Below are 16162 nucleotides of genomic sequence, written 5' to 3'. Positions count from 1 at the left end.
CCTAGGATGCCAGGCCGGGCCGGTCCCCGTCGGCGTCCTCGGCGCCGAGGCCGTCCCCGGCAGCGACCGCGGCGTCCCGTCCCGCGGCGGCGTCCGGTGTGGCGTCGGTAGTGCCGGCGACCGCGTCCCCGGCGGCATCCGGTGCGGCACCAGTGGGCGTGGCGACGGCCTCCCCGGCGGCGTCCGGTGTGGCACCGGTGGGAGCGGTGACCTCCTCCGCCGAGGGGCCGGTCGGTGCGGTGGGCGCCGTGCGGAGGGCGTCGACGACGGCCTGCGCGGTGCGCGGACCGACGCCCTTGACGGCGCCGGCGATCTCCTCCGCCGTCGCCTTGCGCAGGCCGGCCACCGACCCGAAGTGGGCGAGCAGCGCCTTGGCGCGGGTGGGGCCGAGGCCGGGGACGTCGTCGAGGACCGAGCGGGTCATCGCCTTGCTCCGCCGCCCGCGGTGGGCGGCGATGGCGAAGCGGTGGGCCTCGTCGCGCAGCCGCTGGAGGAGGAAGAGGCCGGGGCTGGTGCGGGGCAGGACGAGGGGGAAGTCCTCCCCCGGCAGCCACACCTCCTCGAGGCGCTTCGCCAGGCCGACGAGGGCGACGTCCTCGACGCCGAGCTCCTCGAAGACCCGCTGCGCCGCCGCCACCTGCGGCTGCCCGCCGTCGACGACGACGAGGTTGGGCGGGTAGGCGAAGCGGGTGGGACGCCCCGTCTCGGGGTCGACCGGGCCGGACACGAGTGGCTTGCCGTCGTCGTCGACCGCGCCCTCGCGGGCGGAGCGGTAGTGGCGGAACCGGCGGGTGAGGACCTCGGCGATCGCCTCGGTGTCGTCCCGGGCGCCGCTGCCGTCCGCGCCGCGGACGACGAAGCGGCGGTAGGCGTTCTTGCGGGGGAGGCCGTCCTCGAAGACGACCATGGAGCCCACCTGGTGGGTGCCCTGGGTGTGGGAGATGTCGTAGCACTCGATGCGGAGGGGGGCCTCCTCGAGGTCGAGGGCCTCGGCGAGGTCCGCCAGCGCCTGGGACCGGGTGGTGAGGTCGCCCGCGCGCCGGGTCTTGTGGAGCACGAGCGCGTGCTCGGCGTTGCGCCTCACGGTCTGGGCGAGGGCGCGCTTGTCCCCACGCTGCGGGACCCGCACGGACACGGCGGAGCCGCGCAGGCCGCTGAGCCAGTCGGTCACCTGCGGCAGGTCGGCGGGCAGGACGGGCACGAGCACCTCCCGCGGGACCGCAGAGGTACGGGCCGACTCCGCCTCGTCGTCGGCCTCGGTGCCGAGGTCGCCGTAGACCTGCTGAAGGAGCCGCTCGACGAGCTCGGCGTCCGTCGCCTCCTCCACCTTCTCCACCACCCAGCCCCGCTGGCCGCGGACCCGTCCGTCCCGGACGTGGAACACCTGGACGGAGGCCTCGAGCTCGTCGGAGGCCATCGCGAAGACATCGGCGTCGGTGCCGTCCGGCAGGACGACCTCGTTCTTCTCCACGACCCGCTTGAGGGCACCGAGGTCGTCGCGCAGCCGGGCCGCGCGCTCGAAGTCGAGCTCGCCCGCGGCGGCCTTCATCTCGCTCTCGAGGCGGCGCACGAAGGGGCGGGTCTGGCCGCCCATGAACGCGCAGAAGTCCTCGGCGAGGCGGCGGTGGTCCTCCACCGAGATCCGTCCGACGCAGGGCGCCGCGCACTTGTCGATGTAGCCGAGGAGGCAGGGGCGCCCGGAGCGCTCGGCACGCCGGTACACGCCGTTGGAGCAGGTGCGCACCGGGAAGACGCGGAGCATGAGGTCGACCGTCTCGCGGATCGCCCATGCGTGGCCGTAGGGCCCGAAGTAGCGGTTGCCCTTCCGGCGGGCGCCGCGCATCACGGTGGCGCGGGGCACCGTCTCGGACATCGTCACCGCGAGGTAGGGGTAGGACTTGTCGTCGCGGTACTTGATGTTGAAGCGGGGGTCGTACTCCTTGATCCAGGAGTACTCGAGCGCGAGGGACGCCACCTCGGTCTCGACGACCGTCCACTCCACCGAGGCGGCCGTCGTCACCATCTGCCGCGTGCGCGGGTGGAGGTTCGCGATGTCCTGGAAGTAGCTGCCGAGCCGCGAGCGGAGGTTCTTCGCCTTGCCGACGTAGATCACCCGGCCGTGCGGGTCGCGGAAGCGGTAGACGCCGGGTGACGTCGGGATCTCCGACGGACGAGGGCGGTAGGTGGACGGGTCGGCCATACCGCTCAGCCTACGTGCGCCTCCCGGGCGGGCGGCGCCGGCTGCACCCGGACGGGGCAGCTGAGCGAGCGTGCGATGTGGTTCTGCACACGGGCGTCCTCGTGGAGGCGCACGGCCGCCTCCTCGCTGATCGGCTGGGCGTAGGTGACCCGCGGGCGCAGGACGATGTCGGAGAAGGGCCCGGAGTTGGCGCCCTCGATGCGCTCGGTCGCTGTCGCGACGTCGGTGTAGCCGACGACGACGACGCCATGCGCCGCCGCGGTGCGCAGGAACCACAGCATCTGGGACTGGGAGACCGCGCCGACGAAGAGCTCCTCGGCGCGGTACCGGGACACGTCGGCAGCGACCTTGCGGTCGGAGGTGGCCAACAGGGTCGGCTTGCCCTCGACGCGCACCTCGTGGTCACGGGAGTAGGAGGTGTAGCTCCGCGTCCCGGTGTCGTCCGCGCCGGTCCAGTCGACGGTCACCGTGTAGGTGTGGAGTGCGCCCATGCGGCCACCCTAGCCCGGGGTGATCGCCGTCACGTCGGCTTTGCCGCTCAGCGGCCCAGGACCTCCGCGAGGAAGCGGCCGGTGTGCGAGGCCTCGACCTTGGCCACCTGCTCGGGGGTGCCCTCGGCGATGACCATGCCACCGCCCGAGCCACCCTCCGGGCCCATGTCGACGACCCAGTCCGCGTTCTTGATGACGTCGAGGTTGTGCTCGATGACGATGACGCTGTTGCCCTTGTCGACGAGGTTCTGCAGTACCTCGAGGAGCCGGCGGATGTCCTCGAAGTGCAGGCCCGTCGTCGGCTCGTCGAGGACGTAGGCGCTGCGCCCGTTGGTACGGCGCTGGAGCTCGGACGCGAGCTTGACGCGCTGCGCCTCGCCGCCCGAGAGGCTCGTGCCGCTCTGGCCCAGGCGCACGTAGCCGAGGCCGACGTCGACGAGGGTGTTGAGGTAGCGCGAGATCTTCTGCGAGGCGGAGAAGAACTCGGCGGCCTCGGAGATCGGCATGTCAAGGACCTCGGCGACCGTCTTGCCCTTGAAGCGCACCTCGAGGGTCTCGCGGTTGTACCGCGCGCCGTGGCACACCTCGCAGGGGACGTAGACGTCCGGGAGGAAGTTCATCTCGATCTTCAGCGTGCCGTCGCCCTTGCACGCCTCGCAGCGCCCGCCCTTGACGTTGAAGGAGAAGCGCCCGGGGCCGTAGCCGCGGACCTTGGCCTCCGGGGTCTCGGCGAAGAGCTTGCGCACGTGGTCCCACACGCCGGTGTAGGTGGCGGGGTTGGAGCGCGGCGTCCGGCCGATCGGGCTCTGGTCGACGTGGACGACCTTGTCGAGGTGCTCGAGGCCGGTGACGCGGGTGTGGCGGCCGGGGACGCGGCGGGCCCGGTTGAGCTCGTTCGCCATCACGGTGTAGAGGATGCCGTTGACGAGGCTGGACTTGCCCGAGCCGGACACCCCGGTGACGGCGACGAGCGCCCCGAGGGGGAAGTCGACCGTGACGTTCTTGAGGTTGTTCTCCCGTGCCCCGACGACGCGCACCTTGCGGCCCTTGTCGATCGGGCGGCGGACGGCGGGCATCGGGATGGAGCGCCGGCCGGAGAGGTAGGCGCCGGTGAGCGACTCCTCGTTCGTCAGCAGCTCGGGCAGGTGGCCGGAGTGGACGATGTGGCCGCCCTGCTCCCCCGCGCCCGGGCCGATGTCGACGATCCAGTCGGCGACCCGGATCGTGTCCTCGTCGTGCTCGACGACGATGAGGGTGTTGCCGAGGTCGCGCAGCCGCACGAGGGTGTCGATGAGCCGGCGGTTGTCGCGCTGGTGCAGCCCGATGCTCGGCTCGTCGAGGACGTAGAGGACGCCGACGAGGCCGGAGCCGATCTGGGTGGCGAGCCGGATCCGCTGCGCCTCCCCGCCGGACAGGGTGCCGGCCGGGCGCGCGAGGGTGAGGTAGGTGAGGCCGACGTCGACGAGGAAGCCGAGGCGCGCGTAGATCTCCTTGAGCACCTGGCCGGCGATGGCCCGCTCGCGGGCGCCGAGGTCGAGGGTGTCGAGGAAGGGGGCGATGTCCTCGATGGGCATCGCGCACAGGTCGGCGATGGACAGGCCGCCGAGCTTGACGGCGAGGACCTCGGGCTTGAGGCGGGCGCCCTTGCAGACCGAGCACGCCACCTCACGCATGTAGCCCTCGTAGCGCTCCCGGGAGGAGTCGGACTCGGTCTCCGCGTGCTTGCGCTCGACGTAGGTGACGGCGCCCTCGAAGCCGGTCGAGTAGGCGCGCTCACGGCCCCAGCGGTTGCGGTACCGCACGTGGACCTCGTGGTCCTTGCCGCGGAGCACCGCCTCCTTGGCGCGGGCGGGAAGGCTGCGCCACGGGACGTCGACGGAGAAGCCGAGCTCCTCGCCGAGCGCGCGGAGCAGACGCAGGAAGTACTCCGATGACGCACGGGCCCACGGCTGGACGGCGCCGTCGGCGAGGGAGAGCTCCTCGTCCGGGACGATGAGCTCGGGGTCGACCTCGAGCTTGGAGCCGATGCCGGAGCACTCCGGGCACGCGCCGTAGGGCGCGTTGAAGGAGAAGGTCCGCGGCTCGATCTCCTCCAGCGACAGGGGGTGGTCGTTGGGGCAGGCGCGCTTCTCGGAGAAGCGGCGCTCCCGCTCGGGGTCGTCCTCCGGGAGGTCGACGAGCTCGACGACGAGCAGTCCCTCCGCCAGGCGCAGGGCGGTCTCCACGGAGTCGGTGAGGCGCTGGCGCATGGACTCGCGTACGACGAGACGGTCGACGACGACGTCGATGTCGTGCTTGATCTTCTTCTCCAGCGTGGGCGGCTCCGCGAGGGAGACGACGGCGCCGTCCACCCGCGCGCGGGAGAAGCCGGTGGACTGGAGCTCACGGAAGAGCTCGAGGTACTCGCCCTTCCGGCCGCGCACGACGGGCGCGAGGATCTGGAAGCGGGTGCCCTCGGGCATCTCCTGCAGGCGGTCGACGATCTGCTGCGGCGTCTGCGCGGTCACCCGCTCACCGCACACCGGGCAGTACTGGGTGCCGGCGCGCGCGTAGAGGAGGCGCAGGTAGTCGTAGATCTCGGTGATCGTGCCGACCGTGGAGCGCGGGTTGCGGCTCGTGGACTTCTGGTCGATGGCGACGGCCGGGCTCAGGCCCTCGATGAAGTCGACGTCGGGCTTGTCCATCTGCCCGAGGAACTGCCGCGCGTAGGAGGACAGCGACTCGACGTAGCGGCGCTGGCCCTCGGCGAAGATCGTGTCGAAGGCGAGGGAGGACTTGCCGGAGCCGGAGAGCCCGGTGAACACGACGATGCTGTCGCGAGGAAGCTCGAGGTCGACGTTGCGGAGGTTGTGCTCGCGCGCACCACGGACGAGAAGCTGATCACTCACCCGGCGATGATACGAGCCCTGTCGCTCGGGCGCCTGTACATGTGTTCGACGTCACGGGCGTGTCGCGGCTGGCAGGATCGGGTCATGACCGACCTGACCCCGCTGGGCGGCGCCAGCCTGGAGCGGCTGGCCGTCTCCGCCATGGACAACAACGTCTACCTCCTCACCGCGCGGACCGGCGAGCAGCTGCTCGTCGACGCCGCCGACGACGCGGAGGCGATCCTCGCGATGCTGGGCGACGGCCCGCTGCGGACCGTCGTCACCACCCACGGCCACTGGGACCACCACCGTGCGCTGCCCGCCGTCGTCGCCGCGACGGGTGCGCGCACCGCGGCGGGAGCCCCGGACGCACCAGACCTGCCGGTCCCGGTGGACGTCCTCCTGTCCCACGGTGACCGGCTCACCGTCGACGCCGCCGGCGAGCTGGTGCTGGACGTCATCGCCCTGCGTGGCCACACGCCGGGGTCGGTGGCCCTCGCCCTCACCGAGCCCGACGACGCACCCCAGCCCGGGCGCGTGCACCTCGTCACCGGCGACAGCCTGTTCCCCGGTGGGGTGGGCAGGACGACGAGCCCCGCCGACTTCACCAGCCTGCTCGACGACGTCGAGGAGCGGCTCTTCGCGGTCTACCCCGACGACACCGTCGTGTGGCCGGGCCACGGGCTGCCGACGACGCTGGGGGCGGAACGGCCGCAGCTGGCCGAGTGGCGGAGGCGCGGCTGGTAGCACGACGGCCCGGCACGCCCCCGAGTGGCGGCCGGGCCGTCGGAGCAGGTCAGCGGTCGACCTGGTCGGCCTCCCGGGCAGTCTTCTTGTTCTTGGCGATGCTCGCGAGCACCGTGACCGTGAGGACGCCGAGGATCCACAGGAGGGAGACGGCGATGCCCGGCTCGGGCAGGCCGTGCCACTCCTCGCCGCCGTTGATGAAGCCCAGCTCGTTGGTGTGCAGGGCGTGGATGATGAGCTTGATCCCGATGAAGCCGAGGATCGCCGCCAGGCCGTAGTGGAGGTAGACGAGCTTCTCGAGCAGCCCGTCGATGAGGAAGTACAGCTGGCGCAGGCCGAGGAGCGAGAAGGCGTTGGCCGCGAAGACGAGGTAGGGCTCCTGGGTGAGGCCGAAGATCGCGGGGATGGAGTCGACCGCGAAGAGGATGTCGGCGCTGCCGATCGCGAGGATCGCGAGGAGCATCGGGGTGATCATGCGCTTGCCGTCGATTTTGGTGACGAGCTTGCCCCCCACGTAGTCCTCGGTGACCGGCACGAAGCGGCGCACGAGGCGGACGAAGCCGTTCTCCTGGTACTCGTCATCGTCCGAGACCGTCTCCACGCCCTGCCGCGCCTGGGAGATCGCCGTCCACACGAGGAAGGCGCCGAAGATGTAGAAGACCCAGGAGAAGTTGTCGATCGCGGCGGAGCCCAGGGCGATGAACACACCGCGCAGCACGATCGCGATGACGATGCCGGCCAGCAGGACCTCCTGCTGGTAGTTCCGGGGGACGCGGAACGCCGCGATGATGATGACGAAGACGAAGAGGTTGTCGACCGACAGGCTCTTCTCGGTGATGTATCCGGCGAAGTACTCCCCGCCGTACGTCGAGCCCCAGACCAGCCAGACGATCACGCCGAAGACGAGCGCCATCGCGACGTAGGCGACCGACCACCAGGCGGCCTCGCGCATGGTCGGTGCGTGGGGAGTCTTGACGTGGCCGACGATGTCGACGGTGATCATCGTGACGATGACCGCGAAGAGGGCGATCCAGGCAATGGCGTGGACGTCCACAGTGCCTCCGGTACGTAGGTGTCGAGGTACCGGAGGTCTCTTCCGCGCACGGGTCGCCGGTGGGTCCGACGTCGTGCGCCGGTGGCACCGAGCGGGCATGGACCCGCTGTGATGACGACACCACCGTTGGGGAATACTCCCCTCCGCCGGACGACCCTACGACAAGTCGGGCACCCCGGCACGCAGCCGCCCGGTGAGTGGCGTCACTGGGCCGCCTGCATCTGGCGCAGCTCCTTCTTGAGGTCGCCGATCTCGTCCCGCAGCCGGGCCGCGAGCTCGAACTGGAGCTCCTCCGCAGCGCCGCGCATCTGCTGGTCGAGCTGGTGGATGAGGTCGGCGAGGTCGCTCGCGGCGGCGGTGCCCAGGCGGTCGCGCAGGGCCGAGCCGGTGACCTGCTTGTCCTTGGAGCTGGGGCCCTTGCCCGCCTTGCGGTAGCCGCCCTCGAGGAGCTCGGCGGTGTCGATGGACTCACGCGCGAGCATGTCGGTGACGTCCGCGATCCGCTTGCGCAGCGGGGTCGGGTCGATCCCGTGCTCCTCGTTGTAGGCGACCTGCTTCTCGCGGCGCCGGGTGGTCTCCTCGATGGCCTCGGCCATCGCGGCGGTGATCGAGTCCGCGTACATGTGGACCTCGCCGGAGACGTTGCGGGCCGCGCGGCCGATCGTCTGGATGAGGGAGGTCGCCGAGCGGAGGAAGCCCTGCTTGTCGGCGTCGAGGATCGCGACGAGGGAGACCTCGGGCAGGTCCAGGCCCTCGCGCAGGAGGTTGATGCCGACGAGGACGTCGACGACGCCCAGGCGCAGCTCGCGCAGCAGCTCCACCCGGCGCAGGGTGTCCACCTCGGAGTGGAGGTACTGCACCTTGACGCCCCGCTCGAGGAGGTAGTCGGTGAGGTCCTCGGCCATCTTCTTCGTCAGCGTCGTCACGAGGACGCGCTCGTCGCGCTCGGTGCGCGCGCGGATCTCCCCGAGGAGGTCGTCGATCTGGCCCTGGGTCGGCTTGACGACGACCTGCGGGTCGACCAGGCCGGTGGGCCGGATGATCTGCTCGACGACGCCGTCGGACTGGGACAGCTCGTAGCTGCCCGGAGTCGCGGACAGGTAGACGGTCTGGCCGATGCGCTCGAGGAACTCCTCCCACCGCAGCGGCCGGTTGTCCATGGCGCTGGGCAGCCGGAAGCCGTGCTCGACGAGCGTGCGCTTCCGGGACATGTCGCCCTCGTACATCGCGCCGATCTGCGGGACCGTCACGTGCGACTCGTCGATGACGAGGAGGAAGTCCTCCGGGAAGTAGTCGAGGAGCGTGTGCGGCGCAGTGCCCGGGCCACGGCCGTCGATGTGCCGGGAGTAGTTCTCGATCCCCGAGCACGTGCCGATCTGGCGCATCATCTCGATGTCATAGGTGGTGCGCATGCGCAGCCGCTGCGCCTCGAGAAGCTTGTTCTGGGACTCGAGCTCCTCCAGCCGCTCGGCGAGCTCGTGCTCGATGGTCGCGATCGCCCGCTCCATCCGCTCCGGGCCGGCGACGTAGTGGCTGGCCGGGAAGAGGTGGATCGACTCCTCCCGCCGCACGACCTCCCCCGTGAGCGGGTGCAGGGTGTAGAGCGCGTCGATCTCGTCACCGAACATCTCGATCCGGATCGCGAGCTCCTCGTACACCGGGATGATCTCGATCGTGTCCCCCCGGACCCGGAAGGTGCCGCGCGTGAAGGCGAGGTCGTTGCGGGTGTACTGCATCTGGACGAAGCGGCGCAGGAGGTCGTCGCGCTCCATGGTGTCGCCGACCTTGAGCTGGACCATCCGGTCGACGTACTCCTGGGGTGTGCCCAGGCCGTAGATGCACGAGACGGACGCGACGACGACGACGTCCCGACGGGTGAGGAGGTTGTTCGTCGCCGAGTGGCGCAGCCGCTCGACCTCGTCGTTGATCGAGGAGTCCTTCTCGATGAAGGTGTCCGAGCTCGGGATGTAGGCCTCGGGCTGGTAGTAGTCGTAGTAGGAGACGAAGTACTCGACAGCGTTGTTGGGCAGCAGCTCGCGAAACTCGGTGGCGAGCTGCGCCGCGAGGGTCTTGTTCGGTGCCATGACGAGCGTGGGGCGCTGCACCTGCTCGACGAGCCACGCCGTCGTCGCCGACTTGCCGGTACCGGTGGCGCCGAGGAGGACGATGTCCTTCTCCCCCGCCCTCAGTCGCTCGGCGAGCTCGGCGATGGCAGTGGGCTGGTCGCCGGAGGGGGTGTACTCCGAGACGACCTCGATCGGCGCGACGGATCGCTGGAGGTCGGTGACGGGACGCATGGCATTACGGTACGTCGGGCCACCGACATCGGCGGGGCGACTTCGCGAGGGGCGGACGCCGCTCAGCGGGAGCGCAGCACCCGGCGCCAGCTCGCCACGGCGGTGCCACCGGCGAGCAGCAGCCACAGCAGGGCGGACAGGTGCGGGGAGCCCCACCGCCACCCCTCCTCGAGGGTGTAGCCGACGAGCAGTACGGCCGGGACGACGGACAGGACGCTGAAGAACCAGGCACGGCGCCGGGCGGCGACCGGCTCGTCCGCCGGGAAGCGGGCGGCGTACTCGGCGGCCGGCCCGAACTCGGCAGCGACAGGGGCGCCGGCGTCCTCCGCGTGGGCACGGGTCTCCGCGAGGATCTGCTCCACCCGCCGGTCGGTCATGTCACCGCGCTGCCGAAGCGTGGCGCCGAGCTCGGCGAGCCAGCCGGCGTCGCCCGGCTCCGCCACCGCGGTCCGGGGCACCGGCGCGGGCCACAGGCGGGCGAGGAGGACGCAGAGGGCGACGTGCACGGCCGCGGACACGAGGAGCCACAGCGAGCTGGCCTCGACGACGACGGCGTCCTTCGTGCCGAGGAAGAAGAGGGCGAGGACCACTGCGGCCGGGACGAGGACGAGGCCGGCGGCCACCACCGCGGCGCGCTGGGACCGCGCCCGCCCGACGCGCTCGTAGACCGCGCTGACGAGCTGCCCCACCGTCGCGAGGAGGAGCGGCGCGAGGAGGAGCGGCCACGTGTAGGTCTGCCGCCACTCCCGCTGGACGAGGGAGACGACGAGGATGAGGACGGCGATCCAGGCCGCGCCGAGCAGGCTCACCATCGCGAGCTCGCGCGCCGGCGTGGCCCGCGGCGGATCGGTCACGGCCTCGCCGTCCTCGCGCCAGGCCTCCCGCTGCTCGCGGACCCACTCGACCGGGTCTCCGAAGAGGTCCGCAGGGGACTCCCCGGTCGCGGCGACCTGCTCCCGGGCCGCGGTGAGCCCGCGCCGGGCGAGGTCGGGACGGACGTCCTCGAGGACGAGCCGGGCGGCCGCGGTGCGCGCCCACTCGACGTCGTCGGGCACACCGCGGGCGGTGAGGAAGTCGTCGGCGAGGTCGAGAACGGTGTCAGCCATGGTGGTCCTCCCGGAGGCGGGGTCGGCTCAGTGCGTCGGTGAGGGCAGCCCAGGCCGCGCGCTCCTGCGCGAGCCGTTCGGCTCCCCTGGCGGTGAGGGCATAGCTGCGGCGGCCGGGGCCGCTCTCCCCCTGGTCCCAGGAGGCCGTGACCGCCCCGTCCGCCTCGAGCGCGCTCAGCAGCGGGTAGAGCGAGCCGCCGCGCGGACGTCCCAGACCCTGCGTGGCGAGCCGCTGCGCGATGGCGTAGCCGTGCAGGGTGCCGTCCTCCAGCGAGGCGAGCACCGCCGTCGGGAGCGCGGCGCGCACCCACGGTGCGGGCCAGCGAGGCTCGGATGCGTCGGTCACGTTTCTAAGTACAACACGTACCTAGGTAGGCCGACAAGACCTATCGCCGTCGCGCCTCGGGCAGGAGGCGCTCCTCCCACAGCCGGCGCACCTGCGCGAGCAGCTCCGCGGGGCTGCCGGAGTTGTCGAGCCAGACGTCGGCGACGGCCCGCCGTTCGGCGTCGGTGGCCTGGGCACCGATCCGGGCGAGCGCGTCCTCGCGGGACATGCCCCGGTCGCGGACCAGCCGTTCCAGGCGCACGTCCTCGTCGGCACCGACGACGGCGACGAGGTCGTAGCGGTCGGCCAGCCCGCGCTCGACGATGAGCGGGACGTCGTGCACGACGACGGTTCCCGGCGACAGGTCGACCACCCGGCGCGCCGTCTCCGCGGCGATGAGCGGGTGGGTGATCTCCTCGAGACGGGCGCGCGCGGCCGGGTCGGCGAAGACCACCCGCCCGAGCGCCGCGCGGTCGAGGGCGCCGTCCGCGGTGAGGACCTCCTCCCCGAACTCCGCGACGACCGCGGCCAGCCCGGGCGTGCCGGTCGCGACGACCTCGCGGGCGATCGCGTCGGCGTCGACGACGACGGCGCCAAGCCGCTCGAGCTCGCGGGCCACCGTCGACTTACCGGCGCCGATGCCTCCGGTGAGACCGAGACGGAGCACCTCAGTCCTCCCGTCCGCCGGGGACGACGACGTCCACCGGGTCGGCAAGCACGGTGTCGAGCACGAGGCCGAGGGCGGTGACGACGTCGGCGACCGGGACGACGTCGGCGGCCGGGACGTGGACGAAGCCGGCGGGTACGCCGTCGGGCACGGCCGCCAGGGCGGCGTACATGACGGCGTTGCAGACGTAGGAGCCCGCGGAGAGGGACAGCTCGGCCGGCAGCCCGGCGGCCCGCACGGCCGCGAGGGCCGCCTTGACGGGCAGCGTCGTGGGGCGTGCGAGCGGCTCCCCCGGCAGGACCGGGACGTCGACCGGCTGGGCGCCGTCGACGTCGGGGATGCGGGCGTCGAGGAGGTTGAGGGCCACCCGCTCGAGGGAGATCTTGTCCCGCCCCGCGGCGAGCCCGACGCCGAGGACGACGGCGGGCCGGTGCTCGGCGACGAGGGCCGCGACGCGCTCGGTGGCGCGGGCGAAGGAGACGGGCAGGGTCTCGGTGACGATCGTGACGCCGTCGGGCGCCGACCACTCGCGGGCGAGGGCGTCGACCGCGAGGGCGGAGGGGTTGTCCGCATGGTCGGAGAAGGGGCCGAAGCCGGTGACGAGGACGGTGCGCACCGGCCGAGCCTAACGACAACAGGCCAGCGGCCCGCCACCCTCTCGGGTGGCGGGCCGCTGGTTGCTCGGGTCAGTTACCGGTGAGCTTCTCACGAAGCGCGGCGAGCGCCTCGTCAGAGGCCAGCGTGCCTGCCGCCTCGACCGGGGCCGAGGTGTAGGACGTGGCCGAACCGGCGCCGGCAGAGGAGCTGCTGGAGCTGGAGCTCGAGCTGGAGCTCGTGGTGGTCGACGCCTCGACGTCGGCCTCCATCGCAGCGGCGACCTGCTGCTTGTGGGCCTCCCAGCGGGAGTGGGCCTCGGCGTACTGCGCCTCCCAGGCCTCGCGCTGGGTGTCGTAGCCCTCGAGCCACTCGTTGGTCTCCGGGTCGAAGCCCTCGGGGTACTTGTAGTTCCCCTGCTCGTCGTACTCCGCGGCCATGCCGTAGAGCGACGGGTCGAAGTCGTCGCTGCTCGGGTCGACGCCCTCGTTGGCCTGCTTGAGGGACAGCGAGATCCGGCGACGCTCGAGGTCGATGTCGATGACCTTGACGAAGACCTCGTCACCGACCTTCGCGACCTGCTCGGGCACCTCGACGTGGCGCACGGCCAGCTCGGAGATGTGGACGAGGCCCTCGATGCCGTCCTCGACACGCACGAAGGCGCCGAAGGGGACGAGCTTGGTGACCTTTCCGGGGACGACCTGCCCGATCGCGTGGGTGCGGGCGAAGGCCTGCCACGGGTCCTCCTGCGTCGCCTTCAGCGACAGGGAGACACGCTCGCGGTCCATGTCGACGTCGAGGACCTCGACGGTGACCTCCTGGCCGACCTCGACGATCTCGCTCGGGTGGTCGATGTGCTTCCAGGACAGCTCGGAGACGTGGACGAGACCGTCGACGCCGCCGAGGTCGACGAACGCACCGAAGTTGACGATCGAGGACACGACGCCCTGGCGGACCTGGCCCTTCTGCAGGGTCTGCAGGAAGGTGGAGCGGACCTCGGACTGGGTCTGCTCGAGCCACGCACGACGCGAGAGCACGACGTTGTTGCGGTTCTTGTCGAGCTCGATGATCTTGGCCTCGAGCTCCTTGCCCACGTAGGGCTGCAGGTCGCGCACGCGGCGCATCTCGACGAGCGAGGCGGGGAGGAAGCCACGCAGGCCGATGTCGAGGATGAGGCCACCCTTGACGACCTCGATGACGGTGCCGGTGACGACGCCGTCCTCCTCCTTGATCTTCTCGATCGTGCCCCAGGCCCGCTCGTACTGCGCGCGCTTCTTGGACAGGAGAAGCCGGCCCTCCTTGTCCTCCTTCTGGAGGACGAGCGCCTCGATCTGGTCACCGACGGAGACGACCTCGTCGGGGTCGACGTCGTGCTTGATCGACAGCTCGCGGGAGAGGATGACGCCCTCGGTCTTGTAACCGATGTCGAGGAGGACCTCGTCCCGGTCGACCTTGACGACGGTGCCCTCGACGATGTCTCCATCGTTGAAGTACTTGATGGTCTCGTCGATAGCGGCGAGGAGCTCCTCGGCCGACCCGATGTCGTTGATCGCGACCTGCGGGGCAGTCGGCTGAGTGGGCGTAGTGATGGTCATTGAGTTACGGACTCCGATGCGGACAGGGAATAGTGCGGATATGGGTTGTCGGCTCGCACACCGCGCGACCCACCACACGCCCAGCGGAGCTCCGTCCACCAAGGTGTCGCCAGCCGCGAGCACACGTCACCTCGGGTGATCCTACTCGTCCCGACCGACGGGGACAAGAATCGCTCAGGCCAGCGCGTTGGCCACCCGGATGAGCTCCTCGGGGACCGGCTTGGCCTTGCCCGCGACCTCGTCGAGGGGCACGAGGACGACCTCCTCGCCGCGCAGCGCCGTCATGACGCTCGTGCGGCCCTGCTGGAGGGCGTCGACGGCGGCGACGCCGAAGCGGGAGCCGAGGATGCGGTCGGAGGGCAGCGGCGTGCCGCCGCGCTGGACGTGGCCGAGCACGGTGACTCGCGTGTCGAAGCCGGTGCGGGCGGCGATCTCCTCGGCGACCCGCTCGCTGATGGCACCGGAGACGATCTCGCCGAACTTGCCGTACTTCGTCTCCCACTCCATCGAGGTGCCCTGGGCGGGGACGGCGCCCTCGGCGACGACGACGATCGAGAAGGAGGCGTGCGCGCGGTGCCGGTGCTTGAGGTAGCGGGTGACCCTGTCGATGTCGAAGGGCTCCTCGGGGGTGAGGACGACCTCCGCGCCGCCGGCGATCCCGGCCTGGACGGCGATCCACCCCGCGGAGCGACCCATGAGCTCGATGACCATGACGCGGTTGTGGCTCTCCGCCGTCGTGTGGATGCGGTCGATGGCCTCGGTGGCGATGTGGACGGCCGTGTCGAAGCCGATCGAGCGGTCCGTGCCGGCGACGTCGTTGTCGATCGTCTTGGGGATCGCGACGATCTTGATGCCCGTCTCCTCGGCGACCTTGCTCGCCGCGTGGAGTGTGCCGTCGCCGCCGATGCAGATGAGCGCCTCGATGCGCTCCGCCTCGAGCGTGGCCTGCACCGCGTCGAGCCCGCCCTCGCGGGAGTGCGGGTGGAAGCGGGCGGTGCCGAGCAGCGTGCCACCGGTGTCGAGGACGCCGCGGATGTCGCCCCGGGTGAGCGGCATGACGTCGCCCTCGGCGACGCCCTTCCACCCGTTGCGGAAGCCGATGATCGAGTGCCCGTACTCCCCCAGCCCGCGCTTGACAACCGCTCGGATCGCCGCGTTGAGGCCGGGGCAGTCACCGCCGCCGGTGAGCAGACCGATTCGCACGTGTGGCTCCTGTACTTCGGGGTGGCGCCGGGGCGCCGGGACCACGAACCAGCCTAACGGCGCCCCGCAGCCTCGCCCGCCGTCGAAGGTCCCCACGCCCACCGCCCGTCGCCGACAGCCGGATCCCGCCCGCCCCTCCCGCCGTCGGCCCTCGCTCCCGTGACCGACAGCCGGATTCCGCCCGCCCCTCCCGGGCCTCAGTCAGGCACGGTGGGTGACGAAGATGGCGGTGCCCGGGACGTAGCGCCCGCGAAGCGGGCCCCACCCGCCCCACACCTGCGGGTTCTCCTCCTGCCACTCCGGCTCGACGACGTCGTCGATGACGAGCCCGGCGGCCGTCACCTCCCGGACGTGGTCCCCCATGGTGCGGTGGTACTCGGCGTAGAGGGGGGCGCCTTCATCGTCTGTCTCGACGTAGGGGGTGCGGTCGAAGTACGAGCGCAGCACCCGCATGCCGGCGGACGTGGGGTCGTCGGGGAAGACCCACCGCACGGGGTGGACGACGGCGAACACCCAGCGGCCCCCGGGGCGCAGCACCCGGGCGACCTCGGCGTGGATGCTCGCGGCGTCCGGGACGAAGGCAATCGCGCCGAAGGACGTGAAGGCGAGGTCGACGCTGGCCTCCGCCAGGGGCAGGGCGCGGGCGTCGGCGACGACGGCGGGCACGCGGCGACCGGTGCGCCGGTCGAGCTCGGCGGAGGCGGCGACCATGCCGGGGGCGATGTCGGTGGCGAGCACCTCGGCGCCCCGCCCGGCGAGCCAGCGCGAGCACTGGGCGGCGCCGGCGCCGACCTCGAGCACCCGCAGGCCGCTGACGTCCCCGAGGAGGCCGGCCTCCTCCTCGCGCAGCCCCTCGGGGCACCAACGGAAGTCGGCGTCGCCGAGGAAGGCGCCGTGCTCGTCGAGGTACTCGGCGGCGTTCTCGCTCCACCACCGGCCGTTCGCGCGCACCGCGGCGGCCGCATCGACCTCCCAGAAGCCCACCCCGCTCATGCCCGTGTCCTCCCCGTCACCGC

At 71.7% G+C, this 16162-nt stretch carries 13 protein-coding genes; 1 reads left to right on the top strand and 12 read right to left on the bottom strand.

Features of this window, described 5'->3' with window-relative positions:
• Position 1 precedes the first annotated feature (1 nt).
• Genes uvrC through uvrA form a run of 3 tightly spaced genes read right to left on the bottom strand, consistent with a single transcriptional unit; the run spans position 2 to position 5579 of the window.
• Entirely contained in the window at positions 2-2200 is a 2199-nt protein-coding gene (gene uvrC / locus ACWPXV_RS02180) for an excinuclease ABC subunit UvrC (RefSeq protein ID WP_454083683.1), read from the bottom strand.
• A gap of 5 nt (positions 2201-2205) precedes the next feature.
• The gene (locus ACWPXV_RS02175) at positions 2206-2691 is read right to left on the bottom strand and encodes an OsmC family protein (protein ID WP_454083682.1); all 486 of its coding nucleotides are present in this window, start codon (positions 2689-2691) and stop codon (positions 2206-2208) included.
• Positions 2692-2738: 47 nt separating this feature from the next.
• Positions 2739-5579, bottom strand: a complete 2841-nt coding sequence (gene uvrA / locus ACWPXV_RS02170; protein WP_454083681.1) for an excinuclease ABC subunit UvrA — start codon at positions 5577-5579, stop codon at positions 2739-2741.
• Between the two features lie 84 nt (positions 5580-5663).
• Between uvrA and ACWPXV_RS02165 the strand changes: the two genes are divergently transcribed.
• On the top strand, positions 5664-6305 hold the full coding sequence (locus ACWPXV_RS02165; RefSeq protein ID WP_454083680.1) for an MBL fold metallo-hydrolase: 642 nt from the start codon (positions 5664-5666) through the stop codon (positions 6303-6305).
• 49 nt (positions 6306-6354) lie between these two features.
• Here the strand turns inward: ACWPXV_RS02165 and ACWPXV_RS02160 are convergent, their stop codons facing one another.
• The 9 genes from ACWPXV_RS02160 to ACWPXV_RS02120 form a co-directional block, all read right to left on the bottom strand.
• Positions 6355-7359 carry a TerC family protein gene (locus ACWPXV_RS02160; protein ID WP_454083679.1) on the bottom strand — a complete coding sequence of 335 codons (1005 nt, stop codon included), beginning with the start codon at positions 7357-7359 and terminating at the stop codon, positions 6355-6357.
• A 203-nt stretch (positions 7360-7562) separates the two neighbouring features.
• Positions 7563-9656, bottom strand: coding sequence for an excinuclease ABC subunit UvrB (uvrB, locus tag ACWPXV_RS02155; protein WP_454083678.1), 2094 nt, complete (start codon positions 9654-9656; stop codon positions 7563-7565).
• A 62-nt stretch (positions 9657-9718) separates the two neighbouring features.
• Complete coding sequence (locus tag ACWPXV_RS02150) at positions 9719-10762, bottom strand: hypothetical protein (RefSeq protein WP_454083677.1); 1044 nt, start codon at positions 10760-10762, stop codon at positions 9719-9721.
• A complete protein-coding gene (locus ACWPXV_RS02145) occupies positions 10755-11108 on the bottom strand; it encodes a PadR family transcriptional regulator (protein ID WP_454083676.1) in 354 nt (117 codons plus the stop codon). Before ACWPXV_RS02145 ends, ACWPXV_RS02150 begins: the two co-directional genes overlap by 8 nt.
• Positions 11109-11148: 40 nt before the next feature.
• Positions 11149-11754, bottom strand: a complete 606-nt coding sequence (gene coaE, locus ACWPXV_RS02140) for a dephospho-CoA kinase (RefSeq protein WP_454083675.1) — start codon at positions 11752-11754, stop codon at positions 11149-11151.
• Position 11755: 1 nt separating this feature from the next.
• Complete coding sequence (locus tag ACWPXV_RS02135; protein WP_454083674.1) at positions 11756-12370, bottom strand: pyroglutamyl-peptidase I family protein; 615 nt, start codon at positions 12368-12370, stop codon at positions 11756-11758.
• Positions 12371-12440: 70 nt separating this feature from the next.
• Positions 12441-13943 carry a 30S ribosomal protein S1 gene (gene rpsA / locus ACWPXV_RS02130; RefSeq protein ID WP_251838411.1) on the bottom strand — a complete coding sequence of 501 codons (1503 nt, stop codon included), beginning with the start codon at positions 13941-13943 and terminating at the stop codon, positions 12441-12443.
• Positions 13944-14117: 174 nt separating this feature from the next.
• Positions 14118-15146, bottom strand: coding sequence for a 6-phosphofructokinase (locus tag ACWPXV_RS02125; RefSeq protein ID WP_454083673.1), 1029 nt, complete (start codon positions 15144-15146; stop codon positions 14118-14120).
• Between the two features lie 201 nt (positions 15147-15347).
• A complete protein-coding gene (locus tag ACWPXV_RS02120) occupies positions 15348-16139 on the bottom strand; it encodes a class I SAM-dependent methyltransferase (protein WP_454083672.1) in 792 nt (263 codons plus the stop codon).
• Positions 16140-16162: the final 23 nt, after the last annotated feature.

The organism is Georgenia sp. Marseille-Q6866, assembly GCF_965111665.1.
This window is presented reverse-complemented; position numbering and strand designations above follow the sequence as displayed.